Annotated in this window: 23 protein-coding genes; 10 read left to right on the top strand and 13 right to left on the bottom strand. The window is 71.4% G+C overall.

All coding sequences use genetic code 11. The annotated features are described in order from the left end of the window. Window positions 1-23: 23 nt before the first annotated feature. Window positions 24-731, bottom strand: coding sequence for a hypothetical protein (locus tag ACWEFB_RS03605; RefSeq protein ID WP_452281867.1), 708 nt, complete (start codon window positions 729-731; stop codon window positions 24-26). 243 nt (window positions 732-974) lie between these two features. On the opposite strand from ACWEFB_RS03605, the gene ACWEFB_RS03600 reads away from it, so the two are divergent. After that, window positions 975-3,419 carry a hypothetical protein gene (locus ACWEFB_RS03600; RefSeq protein WP_452281865.1) on the top strand — a complete coding sequence of 815 codons (2,445 nt, stop codon included), beginning with the start codon at window positions 975-977 and terminating at the stop codon, window positions 3,417-3,419. On the opposite strand, the gene ACWEFB_RS03595 is transcribed toward ACWEFB_RS03600, so the two are convergent. Next, the gene (locus ACWEFB_RS03595) at window positions 3,367-4,167 is read right to left on the bottom strand and encodes a response regulator (RefSeq protein ID WP_452282110.1); all 801 of its coding nucleotides are present in this window, start codon (window positions 4,165-4,167) and stop codon (window positions 3,367-3,369) included. The genes ACWEFB_RS03600 and ACWEFB_RS03595 overlap by 53 nt on opposite strands. Beyond that, window positions 4,146-5,396 carry a sensor histidine kinase gene (locus ACWEFB_RS03590; protein ID WP_452281863.1) on the bottom strand — a complete coding sequence of 417 codons (1,251 nt, stop codon included), beginning with the start codon at window positions 5,394-5,396 and terminating at the stop codon, window positions 4,146-4,148. Before ACWEFB_RS03590 ends, ACWEFB_RS03595 begins: the two co-directional genes overlap by 22 nt. A 129-nt stretch (window positions 5,397-5,525) precedes the next feature. On the opposite strand from ACWEFB_RS03590, the gene ACWEFB_RS03585 reads away from it, so the two are divergent. The 3 genes from ACWEFB_RS03585 to ACWEFB_RS03575 are packed head-to-tail and all read left to right on the top strand — an operon-like array spanning window position 5,526 to window position 8,008. After that, window positions 5,526-6,425, top strand: a complete 900-nt coding sequence (locus tag ACWEFB_RS03585) for an ABC transporter ATP-binding protein (RefSeq protein WP_452281861.1) — start codon at window positions 5,526-5,528, stop codon at window positions 6,423-6,425. Continuing rightward, window positions 6,422-7,222, top strand: coding sequence for an ABC transporter permease (locus ACWEFB_RS03580; protein ID WP_452281859.1), 801 nt, complete (start codon window positions 6,422-6,424; stop codon window positions 7,220-7,222). Before ACWEFB_RS03585 ends, ACWEFB_RS03580 begins: the two co-directional genes overlap by 4 nt. Continuing rightward, the gene (locus ACWEFB_RS03575; protein ID WP_452281857.1) at window positions 7,223-8,008 is read left to right on the top strand and encodes a YqeB family protein; all 786 of its coding nucleotides are present in this window, start codon (window positions 7,223-7,225) and stop codon (window positions 8,006-8,008) included. 80 nt (window positions 8,009-8,088) lie between these two features. Here ACWEFB_RS03575 and yicI read toward each other — a convergent pair whose 3' ends face one another. Beyond that, entirely contained in the window at window positions 8,089-10,374 is a 2,286-nt protein-coding gene (gene yicI / locus ACWEFB_RS03570) for an alpha-xylosidase (protein WP_452281855.1), read from the bottom strand. A 421-nt stretch (window positions 10,375-10,795) separates the two neighbouring features. Here yicI and ACWEFB_RS03565 point away from each other — a divergent pair, with 421 nt between their 5' ends. Further along, window positions 10,796-11,218, top strand: coding sequence for a hypothetical protein (locus tag ACWEFB_RS03565; RefSeq protein WP_452281853.1), 423 nt, complete (start codon window positions 10,796-10,798; stop codon window positions 11,216-11,218). A 7-nt stretch (window positions 11,219-11,225) separates the two neighbouring features. Here ACWEFB_RS03565 and ACWEFB_RS03560 read toward each other — a convergent pair whose 3' ends face one another. Together ACWEFB_RS03560 and ACWEFB_RS03555 are read right to left on the bottom strand one after the other, a co-directional pair. Beyond that, a complete protein-coding gene (locus ACWEFB_RS03560) occupies window positions 11,226-12,140 on the bottom strand; it encodes an SDR family NAD(P)-dependent oxidoreductase (protein WP_452281851.1) in 915 nt (304 codons plus the stop codon). Between the two features lie 100 nt (window positions 12,141-12,240). Further along, window positions 12,241-12,708, bottom strand: coding sequence for a PPOX class F420-dependent oxidoreductase (locus tag ACWEFB_RS03555; RefSeq protein WP_452281849.1), 468 nt, complete (start codon window positions 12,706-12,708; stop codon window positions 12,241-12,243). 402 nt (window positions 12,709-13,110) lie between these two features. Here ACWEFB_RS03555 and ACWEFB_RS03550 point away from each other — a divergent pair, with 402 nt between their 5' ends. Both ACWEFB_RS03550 and ACWEFB_RS03545 read left to right on the top strand, forming a co-directional pair. Continuing rightward, window positions 13,111-14,169 carry a LuxR C-terminal-related transcriptional regulator gene (locus ACWEFB_RS03550; RefSeq protein ID WP_326560717.1) on the top strand — a complete coding sequence of 353 codons (1,059 nt, stop codon included), beginning with the start codon at window positions 13,111-13,113 and terminating at the stop codon, window positions 14,167-14,169. Next, window positions 14,166-14,366, top strand: a complete 201-nt coding sequence (locus ACWEFB_RS03545) for a hypothetical protein (protein ID WP_326560718.1) — start codon at window positions 14,166-14,168, stop codon at window positions 14,364-14,366. The genes ACWEFB_RS03550 and ACWEFB_RS03545 overlap by 4 nt, the downstream gene beginning before the upstream one ends. Window positions 14,367-14,395: 29 nt before the next feature. On the opposite strand, the gene ACWEFB_RS03540 is transcribed toward ACWEFB_RS03545, so the two are convergent. The 5 genes from ACWEFB_RS03540 to ACWEFB_RS03520 all read right to left on the bottom strand — a co-directional run bounded on the left by ACWEFB_RS03540 (window position 14,396) and on the right by ACWEFB_RS03520 (window position 19,128). After that, window positions 14,396-15,214, bottom strand: a complete 819-nt coding sequence (locus tag ACWEFB_RS03540; protein ID WP_452281846.1) for a hypothetical protein — start codon at window positions 15,212-15,214, stop codon at window positions 14,396-14,398. A 157-nt stretch (window positions 15,215-15,371) separates the two neighbouring features. Further along, window positions 15,372-15,830, bottom strand: coding sequence for a hypothetical protein (locus ACWEFB_RS03535; protein WP_452281844.1), 459 nt, complete (start codon window positions 15,828-15,830; stop codon window positions 15,372-15,374). Between the two features lie 51 nt (window positions 15,831-15,881). After that, entirely contained in the window at window positions 15,882-16,685 is an 804-nt protein-coding gene (locus ACWEFB_RS03530) for a hypothetical protein (RefSeq protein ID WP_452281842.1), read from the bottom strand. Window positions 16,686-16,820: 135 nt separating this feature from the next. Next, entirely contained in the window at window positions 16,821-18,665 is a 1,845-nt protein-coding gene (locus ACWEFB_RS03525; RefSeq protein ID WP_452281840.1) for an MFS transporter, read from the bottom strand. A 16-nt stretch (window positions 18,666-18,681) separates the two neighbouring features. Further along, window positions 18,682-19,128 carry a MarR family winged helix-turn-helix transcriptional regulator gene (locus ACWEFB_RS03520; protein WP_326560723.1) on the bottom strand — a complete coding sequence of 149 codons (447 nt, stop codon included), beginning with the start codon at window positions 19,126-19,128 and terminating at the stop codon, window positions 18,682-18,684. Between the two features lie 157 nt (window positions 19,129-19,285). On the opposite strand from ACWEFB_RS03520, the gene ACWEFB_RS03515 reads away from it, so the two are divergent. Then, window positions 19,286-20,212: a 2-hydroxyacid dehydrogenase gene (locus ACWEFB_RS03515; RefSeq protein WP_452281838.1), complete on the top strand. Its 927-nt coding sequence runs from the start codon at window positions 19,286-19,288 to the stop codon at window positions 20,210-20,212. A 14-nt stretch (window positions 20,213-20,226) separates the two neighbouring features. Here ACWEFB_RS03515 and ACWEFB_RS03510 read toward each other — a convergent pair whose 3' ends face one another. Then, a complete protein-coding gene (locus tag ACWEFB_RS03510; RefSeq protein WP_452281836.1) occupies window positions 20,227-21,555 on the bottom strand; it encodes an AAA family ATPase in 1,329 nt (442 codons plus the stop codon). Between the two features lie 206 nt (window positions 21,556-21,761). Between ACWEFB_RS03510 and ACWEFB_RS03505 the strand changes: the two genes are divergently transcribed. Continuing rightward, on the top strand, window positions 21,762-22,865 hold the full coding sequence (locus ACWEFB_RS03505) for an Ig-like domain-containing protein (protein WP_452281834.1): 1,104 nt from the start codon (window positions 21,762-21,764) through the stop codon (window positions 22,863-22,865). An 11-nt stretch (window positions 22,866-22,876) separates the two neighbouring features. Here ACWEFB_RS03505 and ACWEFB_RS03500 read toward each other — a convergent pair whose 3' ends face one another. Next, the gene (locus ACWEFB_RS03500; RefSeq protein WP_452281832.1) at window positions 22,877-23,686 is read right to left on the bottom strand and encodes an alpha/beta hydrolase family esterase; all 810 of its coding nucleotides are present in this window, start codon (window positions 23,684-23,686) and stop codon (window positions 22,877-22,879) included. 43 nt (window positions 23,687-23,729) lie between these two features. Between ACWEFB_RS03500 and ACWEFB_RS03495 the strand changes: the two genes are divergently transcribed. Further along, complete coding sequence (locus tag ACWEFB_RS03495; protein ID WP_452281830.1) at window positions 23,730-24,260, top strand: PadR family transcriptional regulator; 531 nt, start codon at window positions 23,730-23,732, stop codon at window positions 24,258-24,260. Window positions 24,261-24,336 lie beyond the last annotated feature (76 nt).

Below are 24,336 nucleotides of genomic sequence, written 5' to 3'. Positions count from 1 at the left end.
GATCAACGGGGGACCGAGAGGGGTCAGGAGCGGGTGATGCGGAAGATGCGGCGGTTGTCTTCGGGTGTGGTGTCGCGGTACATCTCGCCCTGGGGACCGGCGGACCAGGCGTCGACGAGCCAGCGGGAGATGGTGCTGTCGTTGTTGTCCTCGGAGGACGGTGACTTGACCCCGAGGCGGTAGACCCGGGACTCACCTGCGCCCAGGGAGCCCTTGTCGCACTTCGCCCCGGCCGGGAAGCCGTCCTGCCGTGACCGGAGCTGGTCGCAGCCGGCCCAGTCGCCACCGTCGGCGGACATGCTCGCGGGTAGTTCGACGGTGAAGATCAGCCGGGCGACCGGGAACGGTCCGTTGTTCCGGATGGTGACCACCAGTTCGCCGTGGCGTACGCCGTTGACCGGGCGGTCGAGGGTGAGGCCGGGGGTCTGGGGCACCAGGTCGGTGAAGTCCCGCGCCGGGTCGTAGCCGGCCGGCGGCTTCGTGGCAGGCGTCGCCGGGCGGCTCGGCGTACGGGTCACGGGCTTCGTCGGCGTCCCGGTGGGCGCTGCCGTCTCGGGCGAGGTCGTGGGCGGGGCAGTGGTCGCGGTCGGTACGGTCCCGCCGCCGGTGCCCCCGGTCGCCGGTTCGGAGGCGCTTCCACAGCCGGCCGCCGCCAGCAGCAGTCCGCCGCCCAGCGCGACCGTCACCATCGCGGCCCGCCACCGTCCGCCGATCCCCCGTGCTCGGTACATCGTTCCTCCTCGTCAAGGGCCGGTTCCCGGCCGTACCCGTTACACGGGCGAGCTATCACGGCGGTTGCGTCGGCTCAGCGACAGCGCAAACCAGATAGTTACCACTATCTGCCCATTTGAGTCTGATATCCGACTGCGCCAACTCGGCCACGGGAGCACGGTGGAGGAGCACCGGTCACCTCGAACATCGCCTCTGAGCTGGGCAAACGAGGCGCCGGAGCCGATCATCGGAGGCGTTTCCCCATGCCGCTCGTGCGATTCGACACCGATCCGGTCCAGCGTCCCACCGGCCTCGTACCCCCGATTCCGGACCTCGAAGGGGTCACCGAGATACGGCTGCACGGTGTCGGCGGAACCACCCCGCAGGACCTGCTCGGCGACGACGCCCCGCTACAGGTCTCCGGGGACCGGATCGCCGGCTTCTACCGGACCGCCGACGTTGCCGGGCGCCACGTGGAGGCGTACTCGTGGGGTGGGATGACCTCACGGGCCGGCTCCCGGGTGCTGTGGCTGCTGCTGTTCCCCTTCGCACTGGGCAACGTCGCCGGGTGGATGTGCACCCCGCGTACGCACGCCTCCGGGTGGCGGTTCCGGCTGCACCGTACGGCGACCCGCTGGGCGGCCCTGTTCCTCACCCTCAACCTGCTGCTCATCGCCGTGATCACCGCACTCGAACTGCTGGCGTACCAGTGCGCGGGCCGGGCCCGGTGCGCCGAGCAGAGTTGGCTGCTGCGTCCGCTGCGCGACCCCCTGTTCGCCGACTTTCCGGGCCGGCGACTGCTGCTCGGCGCGCTGGCACCGCTCGCCCTGGTCGCTCTGCTCGCGGTGCTGACCCTGCGGTCGATCGGCCGTTACGAGGCGGTCAACCCACCGCTGCGGGTGGTCGCGAAGGAGTCGACGCGCAGTGCCGCGCAACCCGGTGTGGGCCTGTCCGAGCCGACCTTCTGGGCCGGCGGGCGCAGTACCCACGACCTGGGGCACCTGCATCTCGGCGCGGGACTCGGGTTCGTCGGAATGAGCCTCGCCCACACCGTGCACGCCACCTCGTCGGTGGCCGGGGCACCGGTGACCGGCGGTTGGCTGCACACCGGTGTGCTGCTGGCCGGCGGCGGGCTGCTGCTCGCCGTACTGGTCCTCACCGCGCTCGACGCGTGTCCGCCCGGCAGTGCCCGCGCCGTGCTCGCGGTGGGCGCGGTCACGCTGGTCGGCGCCGGCTGGTTCGCCGCGATCCAACCCGGGTACGCCCAACCCTTCGGCTACCTGCCGGGCATCCCGTTGGTGTCCAACCTGACGCTCGGCGCGGTCGGCGTCAGCCTGCTGTTGGTGCTGGTGGCGGCCCTGTGCGGGGGCTGGCGCCGGGGGACGTTTGTCATCTTCGGTCCGTTCGTGGCGCAGGTGCTCGGCGTCTTCGCGCTCAATGTCGTACTGCTCGGGGCGATGTCCCGGTTCGCCGACCTGGTGGCGGAGGTGTCGTCCCGGAGCAAGCTGCCGTCCGCGCCCACCACGGGGGCGGAGGTGTACATCTATCCGATCGTCGGGAAGATGGTCAACTACCTGACGCTGGCGCCGCTGGCGCTGATCCTGCTCTTCGTCCTGTACGAGCTGGTCGTCTACTGGCGGGCGGGGGCGGACCGGGCGGCGGTGACCCGGATCTGCGAGTGGTACCGGGGCAACGTGGCCGAGCCCACGGACGAGCGTCGGTGGCAGTACGACGCCGCCGGGGGCGGTGTGTCCACATCGGACGTCGCCGCGTCCGGGACGGCCGGGTGGGCCTGGGGAGCACGGCTGGCGCGGGCTCGGCGGTTCGCCGGAATGGCACACGACCTGGACAAGCTGATGACCGTGATGGCGGTGGCGGTGACCGCGGTGGTGATCGCGATCCAGGTGCGGTACGTCGCCTACGGCAAGCTGCCCTGGGGCACCCAGTGGGCCTACACCCTGGGCAGTTACGTGGGGTCCGGCATCCCGCTGGCGCTGATCGTGCTGCTGCGCCGGGGCTGGCGCAATCTGGAGAGTCGACGTCGGATCGGCGTCCTCTGGGACGTGATGACGTTCTGGCCGCGCGCGTACCACCCGCTGGCCCCGCCGTCGTACGCGGAACGGGCGGTGCCGGAGGTGCAGCGGCGGCTGTGGCGGATCCACGACCGGGGCGGGCGGGTGGTGGTCACCGCGCACAGCCAGGGCACCGTGATCGCCGCCGCCGCCCTGTTGCAGCCGCACAGCCGGCCGGACGACGACGTGGTGGGGCTGGTGACCTTCGGGTCACCGCTGCGCACCCTGTACGGGTGGGCGTTTCCGGCGTACTTCGGCGAGACCGTGCTGCGTCAGCTCTCCCCCGCCGAGGGTACGGCGGGAGCGGCGGTGCACGAGTGGCGGAACTTCTACTACCTCACCGACTACATCGGCGGGCCCGTACTCCCCGATCGGGGCGGTCCCGACGAGCGGGTGGACGTGGAGCTGCCCGATCCGCCGACGAGCTGGCACATCTACGGTCAGCCGGAGCCGGTCGCCGGCCGCCACTCCGGTTACTGGTCCGACCCGGCGGTCTGGCTGACCGTGGACCGGCTGGCGGGCGAGTTGGCGACCGTGGCGGCGGTGCCACTGCCCCGGACGCGACCCGACGACGGGGCGCGGGTCAGACCAGTTCCGCGTCGTGCACCAGCAGGGCCACCTGTACCCGATTGTTGAGTTCGAGCTTCGCCAGCAGCCGGGAGACGTACGCCTTGACGGTGGCCACGCTCATGTAGAGCGCGGCGGAGATCTCGGCGTTCGAGCACCCCCGCCCGAGCGCCAGCGCCACCTCGCGTTCCCGGTCGCTGAGCCCGGCGAGCTGCCGCAGCGCCCGTTCCCGCCGGGAGTCCGCACCGGTCCGCCCACCCGTGCCGGACGGGACATCGGGTACGGGCCCGGTCGCGTACGCGATCAACCGGCGGGTGACGGCCGGCGACAGGGTGGCCTCGCCGGCCGCCACCCGCCGGACCGCCCTGACTATCTCGGCCGGCGGGGTGTCCTTGAGCAGGAAGCCGCTGGCACCCGCGCGCAGGGCCCGGAGCACGTGCTCGTCGGCGTCGAAGGTGGTCAGCACCAGCACCTCGGGTGGATCGGGCGCCTGCCGGAGTGCCTCGGTGGCGGCCAGCCCGTCGACCCGGGGCATCCGGATGTCCATCAGCACCACGTCCGGCGCGTACGCGGCCACCGCGGCGGCGACCTCACTCCCGTCGGCCACCTCACCGACCACCCGGAGGTCCTCGGCCCCGCCGAGGATCATCGACAGCCCGGCCCGGACCAGCGCGTCGTCGTCCACCAGCAGGACCCGGATCGGCCCGCCCCCGCCCGCCGTCGAATCGCCCACCGGGGCCGATCCGCCGGCCGCCGTCGATCCGTCACCCACGCCGACCCCGGTTGAACTGTCGCTCACGCCGACCACGGTAGCCAGGCCGCCAAGCGGAAGTCGCCGGCCTCGGTCCGGCCGTGCTCCAGCCGGCCGCCGGCCAGGCTGGTCCGCTCGGCGAGCCCGACCAGGCCGGTCCCGGTGCCGGGGATCCGCTGGGCGGGCACCTGCCCGACCGGCCACCTGTTGCTGACCTCGACGCTGAGCCCGGTGCCGGGACCGCCGACCACGGTGACCGTCACCGCCGACCCGAGCGCGTGCTTACGGGCGTTGGTCAGCCCCTCCTGCACGATCCGGTACGCGTTGCGCCCGATCCCCGCCGGCACCGCCTCCGGCCGCTCGATCCGCTCCCGGACGCTCACCCGCATCCCCGCCCGCCTGGACTCCTCGGCCAGGACGGCCAGGTCCGCCAGGGTCGGCTGGGGGCGCTCGGGCCCCTCACCGGTGCTCTCCTCGCGGAGCACCCCGATCACCTCACGCAGGTCCTGGAGGGCCAGGTGGGCGTTGTCCCGGATCACCCCGGCGGCGCGGGCCACCTCGTCCGGTGCCGCGTCGGGGCGGAACTCCAGTGCCCCGGCGTGCAGGCTGAGCAGCGAGATCCGGTGCGCGAGTACGTCGTGCATCTCCCGGGCGATCCGGGTCCGTTCCAGGTGCCGGGCCTGGGCGACCCGCAACTGCTGTTCTGCCTCGGCCCGGTGTGCCCGGTCCCGCAGCGAGACGACGAGCTGCCGGCGGGCCCGGACGACCATGGCCCAGAGCGTCACCGAGACCATGATCGCGAGCGTCAGGGCGATCGCGAACCGGACGTCGACGGTGGGGTCGGGGCGCAGCCAGCAGAAGATGAGCGCGGCGAGCAGGTGCAGGCCGGTGACCGGTGCGGCGATCTTGAGCGGCCGGTGCACCACCACCGTGAAGAGCACGATCAGGATGAGCATCCCGGACGGGGGCGAGATCAGGCTCAGCGGCAGGCCGGCCAGGGCCAACTGGACCGGCCAGCGGCGGCGTACCCAGAGCACGCCGCAGAGGGCGACGCTGAGCCAGCCGTCCAGGGTGAGCACCCACTCCGGGATGGTGCCGCCCAGCGGGCCGGGCTGGTCCCGTTGGTGCAGGTCCCAGGAGACCATGATCGCGAAACCGGCCGCGATCAGGAAGCAGAGCGAGTCGACGATCCAGTCACGGGTGGTGCGCCTGGGCTGGCGCCCGGCCCGGTCCGGCGCCGCGGTCAGGGCGGACGGCAGCAGCCAGGCGTTCTCCGAAGCCGCGATACCGGTCACGCCCCTATGTTACGAACTGTCACCGCCCACCGACAGCGACCAAAGTCGAGGCCGGACCGTAGACCAAGGTCGCGGATGCGCGACCGACGGCCGCAGCGGCGGGAGGCTCCGCGCCGCCACGCTGGTCACATGATTGCGGTCAACCACCTGAGCAAACGGTACGGCGCGCACCCCGCCGTCAACGACGTGACATTCCATTGCGAACCGGGCACGATCACCGGGTTCCTCGGCCCGAACGGTGCCGGCAAGTCCACCACCATGCGGATGATCTGTGGCCTGACCCCGCCCTCGGCCGGCACCGCCACCGTCAACGGGGTCCGCTACCAGGACCTGCCGAACCCGGGGCGGGAGATCGGCATCCTGCTGGACGCCTCCGCCCAGCACGCCGGGCGTACCGGCCGGGAGGCGCTGACCCTGGCCGCGATGACCATGGGCGTGGACCGGCGGCGGGTCGGCGAGACCCTGGAGCGGGTCGGGCTGAACGCGGTGGCAGCGAAACGACGGGTACGGGCGTACTCGCTCGGTATGCGGCAGCGGCTCGGCCTGGCGCAGGCGCTGCTGGGTGAGCCCCGGGTGCTGATCCTCGACGAGCCGGCGAACGGCCTGGACCCGGAGGGCATCTTCTGGATGCGCGGCCTGCTGCGTGACTTCGCCGACCGGGGCGGCACGGTGCTGCTCTCCTCGCACCTGCTGCGGGAGGTGGAGGCGGTGGCGGACCGACTGGTGGTGATCGGGGGTGGCCGGGTCGTCGCCGAGGGCAGCAAGGACGAACTGCTGGCCGGCACCGGGACCGTGGTCCGGGCGGTCGACCCGCAGACCCTGCGTACGGCCCTGCAACGGGCCGGGTTGGCCGCCACCACGAGCACCGACGGTGGACTCCTGGTGCAGGCCGAGCCGGTGGCGGTGGGTCGGGTCGCGGCTGACGCCGGTGCGGTGCTGATCGAGCTGCGCTCCGCCGAGAGCAACGGCCTGGAACAGATCTTCCTCACCCTGACCGCGGGCGACTCCGTACGGGAGGCAGTCAAATGACCACCACGACCACCACCAGCCCGACCACCTCGCCGGCCGGACCGGCGTCCCATCCCGTCCTGCGCCGCCCCGGGCTGGCCCGGCTCACCACGGTCGAGCTGCGGAAGCTGGCCGACACCCGGGCCGGCTACTGGTTGCTGATCGTGATCGCCCTGGCCGCGGCGGCGATCGTCACCGTCCAGCTCTTCGTCATGCCCGACGAGGACCAGACCTTCACCAACTTCTTCGTCCCGTCGCTGCTCCCGGTCGGCATCCTGCTGCCCGTGCTCGGCATCCTGCTGGTGACCGGTGAGTGGTCCCAGCGCACCGCGATGACCACGTTCGCCCTGGTGCCCCGGCGGCACCGGGTGCTGGCGGCGAAGCTGCTCGCGGCGAGCGTCGCCGCGCTTGCCTCGGTGCTGGCCAGCCTGGCGGTGGCGGCGATCGGCACCGCGCTGGCCGGGGCGCTCGGCGGGGCCGGCACCTGGTCGTTCGAGCCGGTCATAATCGGCTACGCCGCCCTGTTCCAGATCATCAACGTGGGGATGGGCGTCGCGTTCGGCATGCTGTTCCTGAACACCCCGCTGGCGATCGTGCTCTACCTGCTGCTGCCGACCCTCTGGTCCATCCTGGGCGAGATGATCAGCGGGCTGCGCCGGTCGGCGGAGTGGCTGGACCTCAGCGTCACCTCCGTACCGTTGACAACGGCCGATGTCACCTCCGGGCAGTGGGGCCGGCTGGGCGTCTCGGTGGCGGTCTGGGTGCTGCTTCCGCTGGTCGCCGGACTGATCCGGATCGTGCGCCGCGAGGTCTCGTAGATGTCGCCGACCGAGTCCTCACCGGGGGCGCCGCCCGACCCCGCCCCGGCAGCGCCCCCCGACCCCGCCCCGGCAGCGCCTCCCGCCGAGCGGCCGGCAGCCGGTGAGCGGGTGGTGGCCGAGCCGGGCTGGGAACGGCTCCTGATCTGGACCCTCTTCCCGCTGCTGGGCGCGGGTGCGATCGCCGGGTTGCACGCGCTCACCGACTGGCTCGTGAAGCTGCCGTGGGCACCGGTGAAGATCGCGGCCAAGTTCGTCAAGGATCTACCCGACCCCGCGGCGACCCTCGGCGCCATCGGGATCGGCGTGGTGGCCGGGCTGATCGTCGCGGTGACGGCCGTGCACGAGCAGCTCGCGGTGACCGTCGCCGCCGACCGGGTCACCCTGGCCCGGCGCGACGGGACCGTACGGGAGGTCGACGGGAAAACGGTGGATCTGGTCTTCCTCGACGGCAAGCACCTGGTGCTGCTCGACGCGGCCGGCGCCGAGCTTGCCCGGGAGAAGTCCGACCTGAAGGGTGAGCTGCTGCGGGAGGCGTTCGAGGCACACGGCTACCGCTGGGTGGACGAGGATCCGCACCTGGCCGAGTACCGGCTCTGGGTGGCACCGGTCGGCGACCTGCCCGAGTCCGTGAACGTCCTGCTCACCGCCAGGCAGAAGGCCCTCAAGGACGGCAAGACCGGCTACGCCGCCCGCATCCGCACCGAACTATCCCACCTCGGCTTCATCATCCGCGACGACAAAAAACACCAACACTGGCGCCACCCCACCCCACCCACTCCCTAGCCCCCGGCCCGGCCGGACCTCCCCGTTGATCATGAAGTTAGCGACGCGATCCGGGCCGATCGCCGTACCTAACTTCATGATCAACGGGTTGGTGGGGCGGGGGCGGACCAGGTGGAGTGGGTGGGGGGGAGGGGGGTTGGGGTGGAACCGGGGGTGGGTTGGATGTGCCAGGGGAGAGCTGGGCCGGTTAGGCGGGTGGCGGTTAGGGTGCCGGCGGTGCGGGTTATGGAGAAGCGGGCGGCTTCGGTGCCGTTGGGGGCGGGGATGCTCACCGTGACGTCGGCGCCGTTGGGGAGCTGGTAGACGGCCAGGGTCACGCCGTCGGCGTACGGGTAGTCGGGGCGGTCCTCGACGGCGCCGAGCGGCAGCACCGTACCCGGGCGGACCAGGACCGGCACCCGGTCGAAGCCGACCGACTCCCGGACCCACCGCGGACCGGTGATCTCCGCCCCGGTCATCAGATCGGTCCAGGTGCCCGCCGGCACGTAGTAGTCGACCGTGCCGTCCACGTTGAACACGGGCGCGACGAGCAGGCTGTCGCCGAGCAGGTACTGCCGGTCCAGGTACGCCACCGCCGGGTCGTCCGGGAACTCGGCCACCATCGGCCGCAGGACCGGCATTCCCTCCCGGTGCGCGACCACCGCCTGCCCGAACAGGTACGGCATCAGCCGCGCCTTGAGCCGGGTGAAGATCCGCAGTACGTCGACCGCCTCCTCGTCGAAGTCCCACGGCACCCGGTAACTCTGGCTCCCGTGCAACCTGCTGTGGGTGGAGAGCAGCCCGAACGGCACCCAGCGCTTGAACAGGGCCGGATCCGGCTTGCCCTCGAACCCGCCGATGTCGTGGCTCCAGTAGCCGAAGCCGGACATGGCCAGTGACAACCCGCCGCGCAGCGTCTCCGCCATCGAGGCGGGGGTGGACTCGCTGTCCCCGCCCCAGTGCACCGGGAACTGCTGCCCACCGGCGGTCGCGGACCGGGCGAACAGCACCGCCTCACCCTCGCCCCGGTGCTCGCGCAGCAGGTCGAAGACGACCTGGTTGTAGATCTGGGTGTAGTAGTTGTGCATCCGCTCCGGGTCGGACCCGTCGTGCCAGACCACGTCCGTCGGGATCCGCTCGCCGAAGTCGGTCTTGAACGCGTCCACCCCCATGTCCAGCAGCCCCCGCAGCTTGTCGGCGTACCAGCGGCGGGCGTCGGGGTTGGTGAAGTCAACCAGGGCCATGCCGGCCTGCCACTGGTCCCACTGCCAGACGTCCCCGTCGGCCGTCTTGACCAGGTAGCCGTGCTCCACCCCCTCGGCGAACAGCGCCGAGCGCTGCGCGATGTACGGGTTGAGCCAGACGCAGATCCTCAGGTTCCGTTCGTGCAGCCGCTTCAGCATGCCGACCGGGTCCGGGAAGACCTGCGGGTCCCACTCGAAGTCCGACCAGTGGAACTCGCGCATCCAGAAGCAGTCGAAGTGGAAGACCGACAGCGGCAGGTCCCGGTCGGCCATCCCGCTGACGAACTTGTTCACCGTCTCCTCGTCGTACGAGGTGGTGAAGGAGGTGCTCAGCCAGAGGCCGAACGACCAGGCCGGGGGCAGGGCCGGGCGGCCGGTGAGCGCGGTGTACTTGCGCAGGATCTCCCGTGGCGTGGGGCCGTAGATGACGAGGTATTCCATCGACTGCCCGGCGACGCTGAACGACACCTTCGACACCGCCTCGGCGGCCACCTCGAACGAGACCCGGCCGGGGTGGTTGACGAAGACGCCGTACCCGGCGGTGGTCAGGTAGAACGGCACGTTCTTGTACGCGTGCTCGCTGCTGGTCCCGCCGTCCTCCTGCCAGATGTCGACCGTCTGGCCGTTCTTCACCAGCGGGCCGAACCGCTCACCGAGTCCGTACACGGTTTCGCCGACGCCGAGCAGGAGCTGCTCCCGGACGTACGAGCCGTCGTCGGTGTCGAGCGCGGCCATGCTCTTGTAGCCGCTGCCGGTCAGCACCCGGTCGTCGGCGACGAAGTCGAGGCGCCAGTCGTCACCCCGGTGGAACCGGGCGGTCAGCGCGCCGGAGGTGATGGTGGCGAAGTCGGTGCCGTCGCTGGTGTGGACCTCGGTGTCCGGGTCGGTGGTCAGGCTGAACTCCGGCCGCCGGGGCCGCTCCCCCAGCAGGTGCGCGACCTTGACCGCGATCACGTCCGGCGCGGGCGAGGTGCACCGTACGGTGATCAGCGGTTGGTTGAGGGTGTCGCCCCGGTTCAGGATCTTCTTCGTCGGGGCGTACACGGTGAGCGCGGCGGGCTCGACCGCGACGTCGCGTACCTGCATCGGGTAGAGCGGGTGTACGCCGTCGCGCATCCGCCAGTAACCGTTGCTGAACTTCATCTCGGGTCCTATCCGGTTGATGCGTTACTTGACCGCGCCGGCCATCACGCCGCGGGTCAGGGTGCGCTGGAAGATGAGGAAGAACAGCACCGAGAGGGTGGGCCAGTTGGCCGGCGCCGCGTCGAAGCGGTTCGACTATCCGCTTCGACAGGAAGCTACGAGCGTGTCCGAGCTGTGTCAATGGCACGACCACGAATTTCCGCGACGTACCGACGAGCCGGTCATCCGGCCCGCCGTGCCGGGCGTCGGAGGAAGCGCCGGGGTGAACCGACACGGCTACCCTGCGCGAACGGAGGGCAACAGCCCGGCCGGGCGGTGTTGCCAGGCGGGCGACGGCGCACGGGCGTTGCTACTGTCGGTCCAGATGATCAGGTCAGGGCCGCGGTGACGTGGCCGCTTCGGACGCTGGAGGAGTCCAGGGGTGTTCACGCTCGTACCGGCCGCGGTGCTCGACGAATGGAAGCACCTCGCGGCACAGGTGCGCGGCGTGCTGGCCGAGGCGGGACTGCCGGTCGCCGCCGAGGGCGACGACGACTACTTCGCCGGGGTGACGGTGGACGTCGATCCGGGCGACGACGAGGCCGGCGGCGTCTTCGTACTCTGGCGACCGCACCGGCGGCTGGGCAACGCCGTGGTGGTGAGCGTGACCGAACAACGGATGGACGATCCCGTACTGCGCCACTTCGGTGCCATCGCCGAGGCCATGCGGCAGGCGATCTGGTCCATCCTCGACTCGGCCGGCTTCACCGTGACCGACCCGCACACCGACTACCGGCCGCTGCAACTACAGGTCGTCGACGGCCCCGCCGAGCCGACTCCCACCGCCGCCGACCCAACAGCGTGAATCGCGGTCAGGCGAGCAGGCGCAGGGACGTCTCCCAGAGCCGGTCGGCGTTGGCTCGGTCGAGCACGAACGGCGCCACCCCGCTCAGGTCCGGACTCCGGCGGGCAACCAGGGACGCCTCGTTGCAGTTCTCGAAGTACCGACCGCCGATGCCGTCGAGCACCGGCGAGGTGGCCAGCAGCACCGAGGTCGCCGCGCCCTGCTCCGGCGACTTGATCCGCTCGGCGGGGGTGCTCATCCGGCCACCGACGTGGCGCTGGAGATTGGTCGCGATCGCGCCGGGGTTCAGCGCGTTCGCGGTGATGCCGGCGTCACCCCAGCGCCCGGTGACACCGACCGCGAACAGGATGTTGGCCGACTTGGACTGCCCGTACGCCAACCAGGGGTCGTAGCTGCGGAAGGCAAACTGGAGATCGTCGAAGATCACCGGTGAGAGCATGTGTGCGCTGGAGCTGACCGAGACGATCCTCGCGCCACCGGCCGAGGCCAGCGAGTCGTAGAGCCCCAGGGCGAGGGCGAAGTGCCCCAGGTGGTTGGTGGCGAACTGGATCTCCCACCCGTCGGACGTGCGCTGCTCCGGGGAGGCCATGATGCCGGCGTTGTTGACCAGCACGTGCAGCGGGCCGTCCCAGGCGTGGACGAAGGCGGAGACCGAGGCGCGGTCGGCCAGGTCCAGGACGGCCACCCGTACGTTCTTGTTGCCGGTGGTGCCGGTGATGTCGGCGGCGGTCCGCGCCCCCGCGTCGGTGTTGCGTACGGCGAGCGTCACCTCGGCCCCGACGCCGGCCAGCGCCCGCGCGGTCTCCACACCGATGCCGGACGCACCCCCGGTGACGATCACCCGCCGTCCGGACAGATCGATCCCCTCCGCCACCTCGGCGGCGGTCGAGGAGAAGCCGAAGGGCGTCTCGATACGGGTCATTTTCGTATGCTGCCCCAGCCGACCCGGGGCTGCGGCGGAACGGGCAAACCGCCGCCGCCGGTTCCGGCTTCGGCTGCGGGTCGGCCGGCGACCCGACCCGTCAGGCGTCGCCGAGCCGGGCCGGGAAACCACCGGTGGCCAGCGGGCCCCAGCTCTCGATCGTCACCCGGATCAGCGACTTGCCCTGCGTACGCATCGCCTGCCGGTACTCGTCCCAGTCCGGGTGCTCACCGGAGATGCAGCGGAAGTACTCGACCAACGGCTCCAGCGCCTCCGGCAGGTCGAGCACCTCGGCGGTGCCGTCGACCTGCACCCAGGGCCCGTTCCAGTCGTCGGACAGGACACAGACCGACACCCGTGGATCGCGACGGATGTTGGCGGCCTTGGCCCGCTCCGGATAGGTCGAGACGACGATCCGGCCGGACGTGTCCACCCCGCAGGCCACCGGCGACGACTGCGGGCGGCTGTCGGCCCGCGTGGTGAGCAGGACGGCCCGGTGGCGCGGGGCGAGGAACTCGGTCAACTGTTCACGGTCGACCCGGGTGTTGGTCGCGATGGTACGGGGCATGCCACCCACCATAGGTCGCCACCGGCGGCGGTGCGCCGGGCGGTCCCCGTACCCGTCCGGTCGGTGCACGGCCCCTGACCACCGTGGGGTCACCGGCCCGCGACGACCGCGTCGGTGACCCCACGGTGATTACGGCCAGGTACCCGGCACCGTCACGGCCCCCGAATCCGGGGTGCCGGGACCTGGATGCCGCCCGGGAGAGCTACCCCCCGTTGTGTAGCTCTCCCGTGGGCGACCCGTTGACAATGCGGCAGCCCGCGGCGGTCGAGCAAGGACACCCCGTTTTTCCGTTGCATGATCGTGCAATGCGTCCGACCGCTCTTCCCCCACGGTTGACGCGATGGTGTGCTGTGTACGGGGCGAGCGGGGGGTCCGCTCCGGAACGGTCAACGGGAGGATCGGGTGCCCGAATCCACCGACACGATTCCGCGTCTCACCCGGTGGGGAGTGTCACCGGACGCGGATCTCATCTACCGCGCGCTGACCATGATGGGTGGTCGCAAGGACACCGAACTGAGCCGGGAACTCGGCCTGCCCCGGTCCCGCGTGGTCGCCGCCCTGGACGAGCTGGCGGCACTACGGGCGGCCCAACCGACCCGGTCGGCGACGATCCGGTCCGGTGTCGCCCGGCGCTGGGACCCGTGCCCGGTCCCGCAGGTGCTGCGGCACCTGCGCCGCCCGGCGGTGCCCGGTAGCCAGCGGGATCGCTGGCGGCAGCACTTCGGCACGCTCGACGGGCTCGACCTGCCGACGCCCGACGACTCCCGGATCCGGCGCTGGACCACCCGTTCTCTCGCCCGGCGCCGGATCGCCCACCTCGGCGCCGCAGAACGGCACGAGCACCTGGCCATCAACACCGAGGAGGTGATCACCGCCGACGCGACCGCCGCGGCGCTTCCGGTCGACCGTGGCCTGGTCGAACGGGGGATCCAGATCCGCATCCTCGGCCGGCCCCCCGGTGACGGCGACCGCACCACCGCACACCTGGCCCAGGTGGGCGGGGGTCTGACCTACCGGGAACTGCCCGACCTGCCCATCAAACTGATCGTCTTCGACCGACGCGTCGCGCTCTTTCCGGCCGACCCGCTGAACTTCGAAGCCGGTGTCGTCGAGGTCGACGATGCACCGGTGGTACAGGCACTCTGCGGGCTCTTCGACCGGTTGTGGACGCAGGGACGCGATCCGCACCGACAGGGGGTACCGCCCATCACACTCACGCCCCGGGAGCAGGCGCTCGTCGCGCTCCTGTCCGCCGGACACACCGACGTGTCCGCCGCCCACGAGCTGAAACTCAGCGTACGGACGGTGGCGTACACGATGCGGGAGCTGATGGACCGGCTCGGCGTGGAGAACCGGTTCCAACTCGCGCTCCTGCTCGGTGCCGCCGGTGCCGCTCCCCTACCGATGTCCCGAACCGCTGTGCCCCAACCGACCGAACAACAAGACAAGGATGACGGATGAGACACCTCAGGGGTTCCGCCACCCGGATCGCCTTCGCCGCCGCGATGCTGGTCGGCATCGTCGCCGCCGGTGCGACCCCGGCCGCCGCCGCACCGGACCCGCCCGGCGCGTGCGCCTCCTGTTTCACCGACCCGGACGAGCGCCCCGTGGTCATCCCGCCCCAGATGCCGCGACCGAACGCGACGAACCTGCCGTAGCCCCCGCTCGGCCCGGTCCGTGGCGTGACTCAGCCGGCGCTGGCCGTACGCCACCCGGTGGCGGGCCGGTGCTGGCGGGACGCGTCGCGGACCGGGGTGCTGGTGCCCGTACCGCCGCCGCCGGGCGGCAGCAGGTGAGACGCCTGGCGGGCCCGTTGCGCCGCCGCGAACGCCTCGTCGCGCAGGCTCTGGGCGGCCACCGCCGCAGCCTCCGCCGTACGCCACGCGGCGTGCTCGCGTTCGGTCGCCGTCCGCTGGGCGGCGAGCCGGCTCTCGCGTACGGCGCGGCGCAGCACGACCTCCTGCTCGACCGGGTGCCGTCGGGGGTCCCACCCGTTGCGGTGCGCCAGCGCGTTGCCCAATTCCAGCACGGACAGGTCCTGCCGGCCGCAGGCGCTCAACGCGGCCCGGTGCAGGTAACGCTCCCGGTCGGCGTACTCCGACGGGGTGCGCGGCGTACGCGGAACCGGCAGGTACGTCGTCGCGGCCACCCGCCGGGCGTCCGCGTCGGCGGACTCGTACGCCTGCCACGCCGCCTCGGCGTCCTCCTGCGCGGCCAGCCACTCCTCCCGGCGACGGCGTGCCGTCTCGGCCGCCCGACCCGCCGCGACGGCCACCTCGTCGGCGTAACGAGCCAACTCCTCCGCCTCGGCGGTGAGCCTGGCCCGACCGGCGACCGCCGCCCGCATGGGCACGACGCCGGTCGGGCCGCCACCGTCGGTGAACTCCGGGCTGGGCCGGCGGGCGATCAGGACCGCCATGGCGACGAGTGCCACCACGATCAGGCCGGACCAGATCACCGCGGCCCGGGGAATGTCGAGCAGGAAAAAGTACATGAGATTGTCCATAACCAGCACACCTCGCCGATAAACGATCGCGTTCGGGGTTTCCGTCGGGGCCACGCGATCCTGCCCGGCGTCGTACCCGATCAGCCCGTCGAGGACCTGGGGATACGCGTCGTGGATCGCGGGAAGGGACTCGCCGGCCGTGACGGCCGGTCGGATGTCACCCGAGGGGCGGAGCCCGCGGACCGGCGGGCAGGCCGTCACCGGTGCCGGCCGGGATGGTCGATCGTGTCGGGCGGCCCGGCGCCGTCCGCCGGTCCGGCTGGCCGGGCGCGACGGTGACCGGGTCGGCGGCCGGGACGCGGTCGGCGGTGTCGTCGGAGTCGGCCCGGACGGCCCCCGTGGCGGCCCCGGTGACCGGTGTCGCCGCCCGGCTGGCGGTCGCTGTCGGCGAGGTGACCTCGGGCGGGATGCCCGCGTCCGGGGTTTGCCCGACGGTTTCCGGCCCGGTGACAACCGGCTGGACCGGGGCGGTGACCCGGGGCGCGGAGGGCGGGGCGGCGTCGGCGGCACCGGCGCTCAGGCCGAGCACGAGCGCCATCAGGATCAGGCCGGTGAGCAGCCGCAGTGACCGGCGCGCCACCCACCACAAGGGGCGGGAAAGCGTCACGGCGGTCACGCCGGTGAGCTTACCGTCCCCACGTCCGGTTTGGGTCGATCATGAGCACGATCACCCGTCGACCCCGCGACGCCGACCCGGCGGGTACCTCACGGCGGCCCATCCGAGCACGGCCGCGTACGCGACTCCGACGACGAGCAGGGCCACGGTGACGGTCGGGGTGCTCGTGCCGGTGCCGATCGGGGACGCGACGCTGCCGAACGGAGGGCTCCACAGCACGACGAAGGCCGCGAACTCCTCGTCCCAGAGCACCAACAGCACCGCCGTCACCCCGTGGGCCAGCACCCAGGCGAGCAGGGTCGGAACGACCCGGTCCGGATCGAGCAACAAACCCACGGCGGCACCGGCGACCGCCCAGAGCGGGAACGACAGCAGCCCGACCAGCACCACCTGCCAGAACCCCGGATCCCGGAGCAGGTCGGGGTCGAAGTCCAGCCCGGTCGCGCGTACGTCCACGATGGACATCGTCAGTTCGGTTCGCAGTGCGGCGGCCGGTGCCACCACGGCCAGGTTCAGCAGTCCCAGCGCCGCACCCGCCAGCCCAGCGGCGGCCATGATGGACAGTGGCCGGGACGTTGTGCCGGCGCGTACGGACTGGCGTCCCAGGGCGGCGCCCAGGGCGAGCGCGATGAGTTGGCCGCACAGGAAACCCGAGGTGTAGCGGAGCAGGGCGGTGGTGTAGAGCCGTTCGAACTGCTCGGCGTCACCCTGGGGGTCGGGGTTGACGACGAACTCGTAGCCGCTCTCGTACACCGGCATCAGCAGGAGAGCCAGGACGGCGACCGCGCCCGGAGCCCAGAGCGCCGATCGCAGGCGCGTCAGCGTACGCAACTGGGCGTTGACCGTGGTCGTCATGACCGTTCATCATCCCCGCGACCCGCCCCGAGCGCTGTCGGCTACCCGCGAGGTACGGGTCAGCCGACGTACGGGCGCCCGCCGCGAGGGGGTACGGCGGGCGCCCTGCCCGGCACGGCCGGAGCGACCGTACGGTCAGCTCCGGTCGCGGTCGCGCACCAGCGGCTCGGCCGCCCGTGGGGTCGGGGTCAGCGGCTCGGCCCCGTACAGCTCGTCCACCAGCTCGGTCTCCCGGGTGACCAGGTCGTCGGCGGGTCCGGCGGCGGACGCCTTCGGGGCGAACAGGGAGGCGGCGGCTCCGACCAGGGCCATCGCGATGGCGAGCCAGAACACGATCCCGAGCCCGTGGTGGAACGGCCCGGCGATCAGGTGTGGGAAGAACTCCCGGCCGGTCAACGTGTCCGCGTTCGCGGTCGGCAGGGCGCCGAGCACGTCCGGACCGAGCAGTTGCTCGATCGGGTTGTACCCGAGGAACGCGGCGAAGAGCGTACCGACCGGTGGGAGCTGGGCGACGGTGTGCGCGGCGGCGGCCGGTACGCCCTGCGCGGTCAGTCCGGAGTCGAGCGACTGCGGCAGCGAGCCGGCCAACCCGGCCACCATCAGCGAGAAGAAGACCCCGATGGAGAGCACCATGCCGGAGTTCTGGAAGGTCGCCCGCATGCCGGAGGCGGCGCCGCGCAGCCGGGCCGGCACGCTCGACATCACCAGGGCGGTGTTCGGGGCGGCGAACAGGCCACCGCCGAGCCCGTTGAGGAAGACCAGCAGTGCGAAGACCCAGTAGTTGAAGTCGCTCGGGATGAGCAGCAGTCCGCCGAAGGACAGGGCCATCACGACCAGCCCACCGGCGGCGAAGAGTCGGGCACCGTACCGGTCGGAGAGGGCCCCGGCGAGCGGTCCGGCGGCGAGGAAGCCGATGGTGAGCGGGAGCAGGTAGATGCCGGCCCAGAGCGGGGTCTGTTCGTAGTTGTAACCGTGCAGCGGCAGCCAGATGCCCTGCAACCAGATGATCAGCATGAACTGGAGACCGCCACGGGCGATCGAGCCGAGCAGGCTGGCGGCGTTGCCGCTGGCGAACGCGGCGATCCGGAACAGTCCGAGCGGGAACATCGGCTCGGCCACCCGGGACTCGATCACGCAGAACAGCGCCAGGACGGCCACCCCGCCGATCAGCCCGGCCAGCACCCACGGGTTGGTCCACCCCATGGTGTGCCCGCCGTAGGGCTGGATGCCGTACGTGATGCCGGCGAGCAGCGCGGTCAGCCCGACGGCGAAGGTCAGGTTGCCCCACCAGTCGAGCCGCGCCTTGACCCGTACGCCGGTGTCGTGCAGGGACCGGTAGGCCCAGATCGTGCCGAGCAGGCCGATCGGGACGTTGACCCAGAACACCGACCGCCAGTTCCACTCGGCGAGTACGCCACCGAGGACGAGTCCGATGAACGAGCCGGCGATCCCCGCGACGATGTTGATGCCCAGCGCGGTGCCGCGTTGCCGGGCCGGGAACACGTCGGTGACGATCGCCGCCGCGTTTGCCATCAGCATCGATCCGCCGACGGCCTGGAGGACCCGCCACCCGATCAGCCAGAGCGCCCCTCCCCCACCGTCGAACGGGTCCAGGGAGAGGACGATCGAGGTGACGGTGAAGATGGCGAAGCCTGCGTTGTAGATGCGGACCCGACCGAACATGTCGCCGAGGCGGCCGAGGGTCACCACCAGGACCGCGGTGACCAGCATGTAGCCCATCAGCATCCAGAGCAGGTAGCTGACGTTGCCCGGCTCCAGCGGGTTGAGGTGGACCCCGTTGAAGATCGCCGGCAGCGAGATCAGCACGATCGAGGAGTTGATCGTGGCGAGCAGCATGCCCAGGGTGGTGTTGGACAGGGCGATCCACTTGTAACGCGGGTTGTCGGCGCCGCCACCGGTCAGGCCGCGTACGCCGGTGCCCGTGCCGGCGCTGCCGGCCCGCCCGTTCGAATCCGTCACGTCAGTTGTTCCTTGCTCAGAGGGGTTCTGCCCGCCCGGCGAGCCGGTCGAGTACCTGTAGCGAGGTGACCACCGCCGCCCGTTCGTCGGCGGAGAGGTCGGCGAGGAGTTGGGCGAGCTTCTCCGCCCGGATCGCCCGGCGACGCCGTACCAGTTCCCGCCCGGCCTCGGTGATGTCGACGACCACCACCCGGCGGTCGGCCGGGTCGCTCCCGCGTTCGGCCAGCCCGTCGCGTTGCAGCCGGGAGACGAGCTGGGTCATGCCGGGCTGGGTGACCCCCTCGGCGACGGCCAGGTCGGAGAGGCGGTGCGCCCCGAACTCGTCCAGCCGGTAGAGCGTCGATGCCGCGGTCAGGCTGAGCCCGTCGGGTGTGGTGAGCCGCCGGAGCAGCCGGATCACCCGGTCGAAGCTGTTCACCGTACGGAGCAGGTCTGTTTCGCCGTCGGAGGTTCCGTTCACCACAACCCAGTTATATATCAGGTACTTATAGAAGCTACTTATGATTCAACCCACAGGGGTCGGGCTGTCCGGAGCGGGGCGATCGACGGTGATGCGCTGACCTGGGATTTTCCGGATACCCAGGACATCGAAGAATCATGAGAAGCTATCGTATTAATACGTGAAGGCGTGGATTCCTCATAAGTCCGGCATATCCCTGCTGGGTGAGCTGCCGTCCGGCGTCACCGTCGAGGTCGCGGACGACCCGTTCCGGCTCCCCTCGGAGCCGACCGGGGTCGAGTTCTGGGTGCCGACGTTCATCGGTCAGCCGTCCCTGGTCCGGCTCGCCCCGGACCTGCCCGACCTGCGGGTGGTCCAACTCCCGAGCGCCGGCGCGGACGCCTGGATCAGGGCCCTCCCGCCGAGCGTCACCCTCTGCGACGCGCGGAGTGTGCACGACTCGTCGACCGCCGAGTGGGTGGTCGGCGCGATCCTGGCCCAGTTGCGCCGGTTCCCGGAGTTCGTCCGGGCCCAGGAACGGCACCACTGGGCGCACGAGCAGGTCGCACCCACCGACGAGCTGTACGGCAAACGCGTACTGATCATCGGGGCCGGTTCGATCGGCACGGCGGTCGCGGCCCGCCTCGCCCCGTTCGGGGTGACCCTGACCCTCGCCGCCCGCACCGCCCGCCCCGACGAAGACGTGTACGGCGTCGCCGACCTGCCCGAACTGCTGCCCTCGGCCGACATCGTGGTCCTGCTGGTGCCGCTGACCGAGCACACCCGGGGACTGGTCGACGCCCGTTTCCTGGCCGCGCTGCCCGACGGGGCCCTGCTGGTCAACGCCTCCCGTGGCCAGGTCACGGACCCGGTGGCCCTGTACGCCGAACTCTCCACCGGCCGGATCGGTGCGGCGCTGGACGTCACCGAACCGGAGCCGCTCCCGTCGGACGACCCGCTCTGGCAACTGCCGAACGTACTGATCACGCCGCACGTCGGGGCCATGGTGCACGGCCTGATGGCCCGTACCTACCGGTTGGCCGGTGCGCAGCTACGCCGGTACGTGGCCGGGGAGCCGCTGGTCAACGAGGTCGTGAACGGCTACTAGTAGCGCCGTGCCGGCTAACCGGCGAAGACGCGGGAGCCCTCCAGGACGGACATCATCGACTGGTTGGCCTCCCAGCCGTCCGGGAACTTCACCGGGACGTTGAGGTGCACCGGCTCGGTGGACGGGTGCGCGTCGAGCAGGTCGGCGATGCCGGCACGGGCCACCACCACACAGGCGTGCCGGTGCCGGGAGGTGAGTACGCAGAGCCGCCCCGACTCCAGGTGGAAGGCGGTCGCGTCACGCCGGCCGGAGAGCGGGTGCAGGACCACGGTCAGGTCGTACTCCCGCCCCTGGAGCCGGTTGGCGGTGTCGACGGTGATGTCCGCACAGGCAGGGCCGAGCATCGACCGGATCACCGCGACCTGGTCCCGGTGGGCGGCGCCGATCGCGATCCGGGAGGCGTCGACGGGTGCACCCGACCCGGCCCGCTCGGAGGTCGCCACCGCACCCCGTTCCAGGACCCGGCGGGCCAGCGCGGCGCAGGCCGCCGCCGCTTCGGTGTCCGTACGCGGGGTGTGCCGGGCGGGTAGCTGGTAGAGCGCCCAGCCGGTGTTGGCGGCCTGTTCCACCGCCTCGTCCACCCGGTCACCGGGTCCCGGCCGGGTCAGCGACAGGGAGCGGTCCCGCGCCGACGTGCCGGCCCGGAAGCCGGTGAACGGGTAGAAGGCGGCGGCCACCACCGGGGCGGCCGAGGCCGGGAGCCGCCAGGAGACCGGGAGCCGGTGGACCGGGAGGTCCGGGTTGTGGCGCAGCAGGACCGCCACCGCGCTCTGCATCGGATCCCAGGTCAGGCCGGTCCACCGGACGGTGTCCACGGTGGAGAACGGGTCGAGCTGACCGGGGTCGCCGACGAACAGGGCCCGTTCGAACCGGGCGGCGACGCGGAGCAGGGCGTCGGAGCGCATCTGGTACGCCTCGTCCACGATCGCCCACGGCCAGGAACCCTCGCTGATCATGGCCCACTTGGCTGCCGTACCGATGATGACCGCCGGCCCGCCGAGGTCGGCGACCTTGGCCGCGACCCGGACCAGGTCGTGCCGGGCGACCCGGTCGGAGGGTACGTAGTCGGTGGCGGAGAGCCGGCCGATCGGCAGTTCGGGGGCGGCCACCGCCAGCCGGTCGACCAGGTCGTCCACCTGCTCGTTCGTCTGGGCGATGACGATCAGCGGCTCACCGGCGGCGGCCAGTTCGACCGCGGCCCGGACCACCAGGGTCGACTTGCCGGCACCGGGGGGCGAGTCGACCACCACGCCCCGGTGCGTGCCCTCGCGCAGGTCGGCCAGGACCGCGTCGACCACCCGTCCCGCCTCGACCGCCGGCGGTAACGCCAGACCCGTGACCATGTGCGGCTGCACCCCTTCCGGCCGACGACTTCCCGGCACACTATCGGCCCGCGCCGAGGCCCCCGCAGTTGCCGGGCCGAGCCGATCTCATCTCACACAGAGCGACTGTCAAATCACCGTCAGATGGGAGTCGAGTTGCCGGCGGACCACTACCGTCCGAGAAACCCGAGGTCAGGTGGACTTTCTCGGATCTGAGGAGTGGACCCATGTGGACCGTACGCAATCGTGGCCGGCGTCTGAGCGTCACCGCCGGTGTCCTTGTTGCCAGTCTGGTGGCCGTCGTCGGCGCCCACCCGCTCGCCGCCTCGGCTGCCAGGACGAACCAGCCGTTCTACGGTGACCTCACCGGTGACGGTTACGTCGACATGATCGCGCTGGGCACCTCCGGGGGAGGCTGCGCGGCGAGCGTGTTCCCCGGTGACCGGGCGGGCCGGTTCGGCCCACCGACCGTGCATCCGTACCCGATTCCGGAGGACCCGGACTCGGCCTGCCCGGACGTCGGCACCGTCCTCGACATCGGTGGGGACGGCACCCCCGAGGTGATCGTGGGCTGGTGCTGCGGCCCGACGGTCGACTACGGCCTGCTGATCCTGCGGGACTTCCAGCCGGTCGGGACCCTGCCCGGCCTCTGGGAGACCGACGAGCTCGGGGTCGACCAGTTCGGTGGCGACAAGCTGCCCGACCTCTATCTGAGCACCTACTTCGGCGGCTTCACCACCTATCTCAACACCACCGGTGGGACCCTGGTCCCGGGCCCGATCCACCAGACCTGCGGCGATCCGCGTTACCTCCTGGCCGATTTCAACCGCAACGGGCGGCAGGACGTGGTGATCAACTGCGTCGACATCCCGAACGACGGCAACGTGGACGTGCTGCTCGACGACGGCCGGAAGGTGCTGCTGCGCGCCGGACAGCCCCACGAGAGCTACCTCCTGAAGGTGCTCGACCTCAACACCGACGGGCGGCCCGACGTACGGACCACCTCCGAGGTCAGCGGTACGACGATCGACTACCTCGGTCGCGGGAACGGCACCTTCGCCACCACCCCGATCGCCCACGACGACCTGGCGTACGCGTACCGGGCCACCCCGAAGGTGATCAAGGTACGGGTCAACGACCTGGCCGGCAGCACCGCCAAGCTCACCGTCACCCAGCAACCGAAGTACGGCTACCTGACCAACGTCGACTCCCGGTACGAAATCCAGTACGTCCGTACCGCCGCCCACAAGCTCACCGACACCTTCGTCTACCGGCTGACCGAGGGCGGGCTGAGCGACACCGCCACCGTCACCGTGAAGATGAAGGACTGACCGGCGGCCGGTCACGGCAGCGGGTTTCGGGTGAAGAACTCCCACATCAGCCTGCTCGCGTCGGCGGGCCAGGCGTGCCCCATCCGGGCCACCGAGTAGACGACGTGTTCGGTGCCGCCGGGGCAGGTGGTGGTGTAGACGTGGGTCGGCCCGCCCTCCATCGTGATGCTCCTGACCTGCTCGTTTCCGCACCCGAGGGCCTTGTCCCAGCCGGTGTTGGTCACCGGCCAGGCCTGGCTGAGCCGGTCGTCGCCGCCCTGGAAGGTGATCAGCGACAGCGGTCGCGACGGCACCGACGTGTCCGGGTTCGACCCGCTGACGGGGGCCACCGAGGCGAACCGGTCGGCCAGCCGCTCGGCCACGTCGTAGGCGAGGGTGGCACCACGGGAGAAGCCGGTGGCGTGCACCCGCTTCGTGTCGACACCCCAGACCGGGACCAGGTGGTCGAGCAGGGCACCCACCGACTGGGCGTCCGGAAACTCCTTCGGGTACGCGACCAGGAAGCCGTTCGCGTCCGCGACCGCGTTCAGCCCGGTCCGCCCCGGCAGGGTCTCCGCCGCCTCGCTGCCGTGCAGGGCCACGACCAGCGGGTACGTCTTCCCGGGTGCGTAGCCCGGCGGGGCGTGCAGGAGGAACTCCAGTTTCGCGCCCTCGGCCGACCGGAAGGCCAGGGTGTGGTCACCGGGGGCGGGTTTCTCCGGCGGCAGGGTGGCCTCGGTGCCGGTTTTCGGCGTCGCGGTTTCCTCGGCGGCGGTCGAACACCCGGTCGCGGCACCGGTGACGGCGGCAAGGGTGAGCAGGATCATCCAGGCGCGCTTCATATGTCAGAACTTACATAGACACGACCGGGACCACAATGTACGCGTGTCCACTCTCGGCTTCGCCCTGCTCTCCCTGCTGACCCGTGGCCCGGCCACGGGATACCAGCTCAGCCAGCGGATGAAGGTGCCGATCGGCCACTTCTGGGTGGCCAACCACAGCCAGATCTATCCCGAACTCGCCCGACTGACCGAGGCCGGTCACGTCGAGGTACGCGAGGACGCCGGTCCCGGCCCCCGGGCGAAGAAGACGTACACCCTCACTCCCGCCGGACGGGAGGCGCTCGCCGACTGGCTGCCGCAGCCGCCGACCGTCGCCCCGCGCAGCGAGGTGGCCCTCAAGGCGTACGCGGTGAACAGTGCCGATCCACAGCGGATGGCGGCGATGTACCGGGGACTGGCCGAACAGGCGGCGGCAACCCTGACCGCCTTCGAGCAGGAACTCGCCTGGATGCGCGACGAGGGCTACGACGACGTGTCCCACCCGAAGTTCGGCAACTACGCCGTCCTGCGCCTGGGCGTCGAGTCCCAACGGGTCGTGCACGAGTGGACCACCTGGCTGGCCGGTCGGCTGTAACCGGAACGGTCACCCGGTCTTCCCGTCCCTTCGGCTGTTCCGGCACCGGGATTCTGATCAATAGGGTGGCGGTCCC

The organism is Micromonospora sp. NPDC004704, from assembly GCF_053601675.1.
This window is presented reverse-complemented; position numbering and strand designations above follow the sequence as displayed.

Bases quoted from the DNA above. Each gene is read 5' to 3' on its own strand.
- ACWEFB_RS03605 (WP_452281867.1), bottom strand. From the start codon at position 731: ATGTACCGAGCACGGGGGATCGGCGGACGGTGGCGGGCCGCGATGGTG.
- ACWEFB_RS03600 (WP_452281865.1), top strand. From the start codon at position 975: ATGCCGCTCGTGCGATTCGACACCGATCCGGTCCAGCGTCCCACCGGC.
- ACWEFB_RS03585 (WP_452281861.1), top strand. From the start codon at position 5,526: ATGATTGCGGTCAACCACCTGAGCAAACGGTACGGCGCGCACCCCGCC.
- ACWEFB_RS03580 (WP_452281859.1), top strand. From the start codon at position 6,422: ATGACCACCACGACCACCACCAGCCCGACCACCTCGCCGGCCGGACCG.
- ACWEFB_RS03575 (WP_452281857.1), top strand. From the start codon at position 7,223: ATGTCGCCGACCGAGTCCTCACCGGGGGCGCCGCCCGACCCCGCCCCG.
- yicI (WP_452281855.1), bottom strand. From the start codon at position 10,374: ATGAAGTTCAGCAACGGTTACTGGCGGATGCGCGACGGCGTACACCCG.
- ACWEFB_RS03560 (WP_452281851.1), bottom strand. From the start codon at position 12,140: ATGACCCGTATCGAGACGCCCTTCGGCTTCTCCTCGACCGCCGCCGAG.
- ACWEFB_RS03555 (WP_452281849.1), bottom strand. From the start codon at position 12,708: ATGCCCCGTACCATCGCGACCAACACCCGGGTCGACCGTGAACAGTTG.
- ACWEFB_RS03545 (WP_326560718.1), top strand. From the start codon at position 14,166: ATGAGACACCTCAGGGGTTCCGCCACCCGGATCGCCTTCGCCGCCGCG.
- ACWEFB_RS03540 (WP_452281846.1), bottom strand. From the start codon at position 15,214: ATGGACAATCTCATGTACTTTTTCCTGCTCGACATTCCCCGGGCCGCG.
- ACWEFB_RS03530 (WP_452281842.1), bottom strand. From the start codon at position 16,685: ATGACGACCACGGTCAACGCCCAGTTGCGTACGCTGACGCGCCTGCGA.
- ACWEFB_RS03510 (WP_452281836.1), bottom strand. From the start codon at position 21,555: ATGGTCACGGGTCTGGCGTTACCGCCGGCGGTCGAGGCGGGACGGGTG.
- ACWEFB_RS03505 (WP_452281834.1), top strand. From the start codon at position 21,762: ATGTGGACCGTACGCAATCGTGGCCGGCGTCTGAGCGTCACCGCCGGT.
- ACWEFB_RS03500 (WP_452281832.1), bottom strand. From the start codon at position 23,686: ATGAAGCGCGCCTGGATGATCCTGCTCACCCTTGCCGCCGTCACCGGT.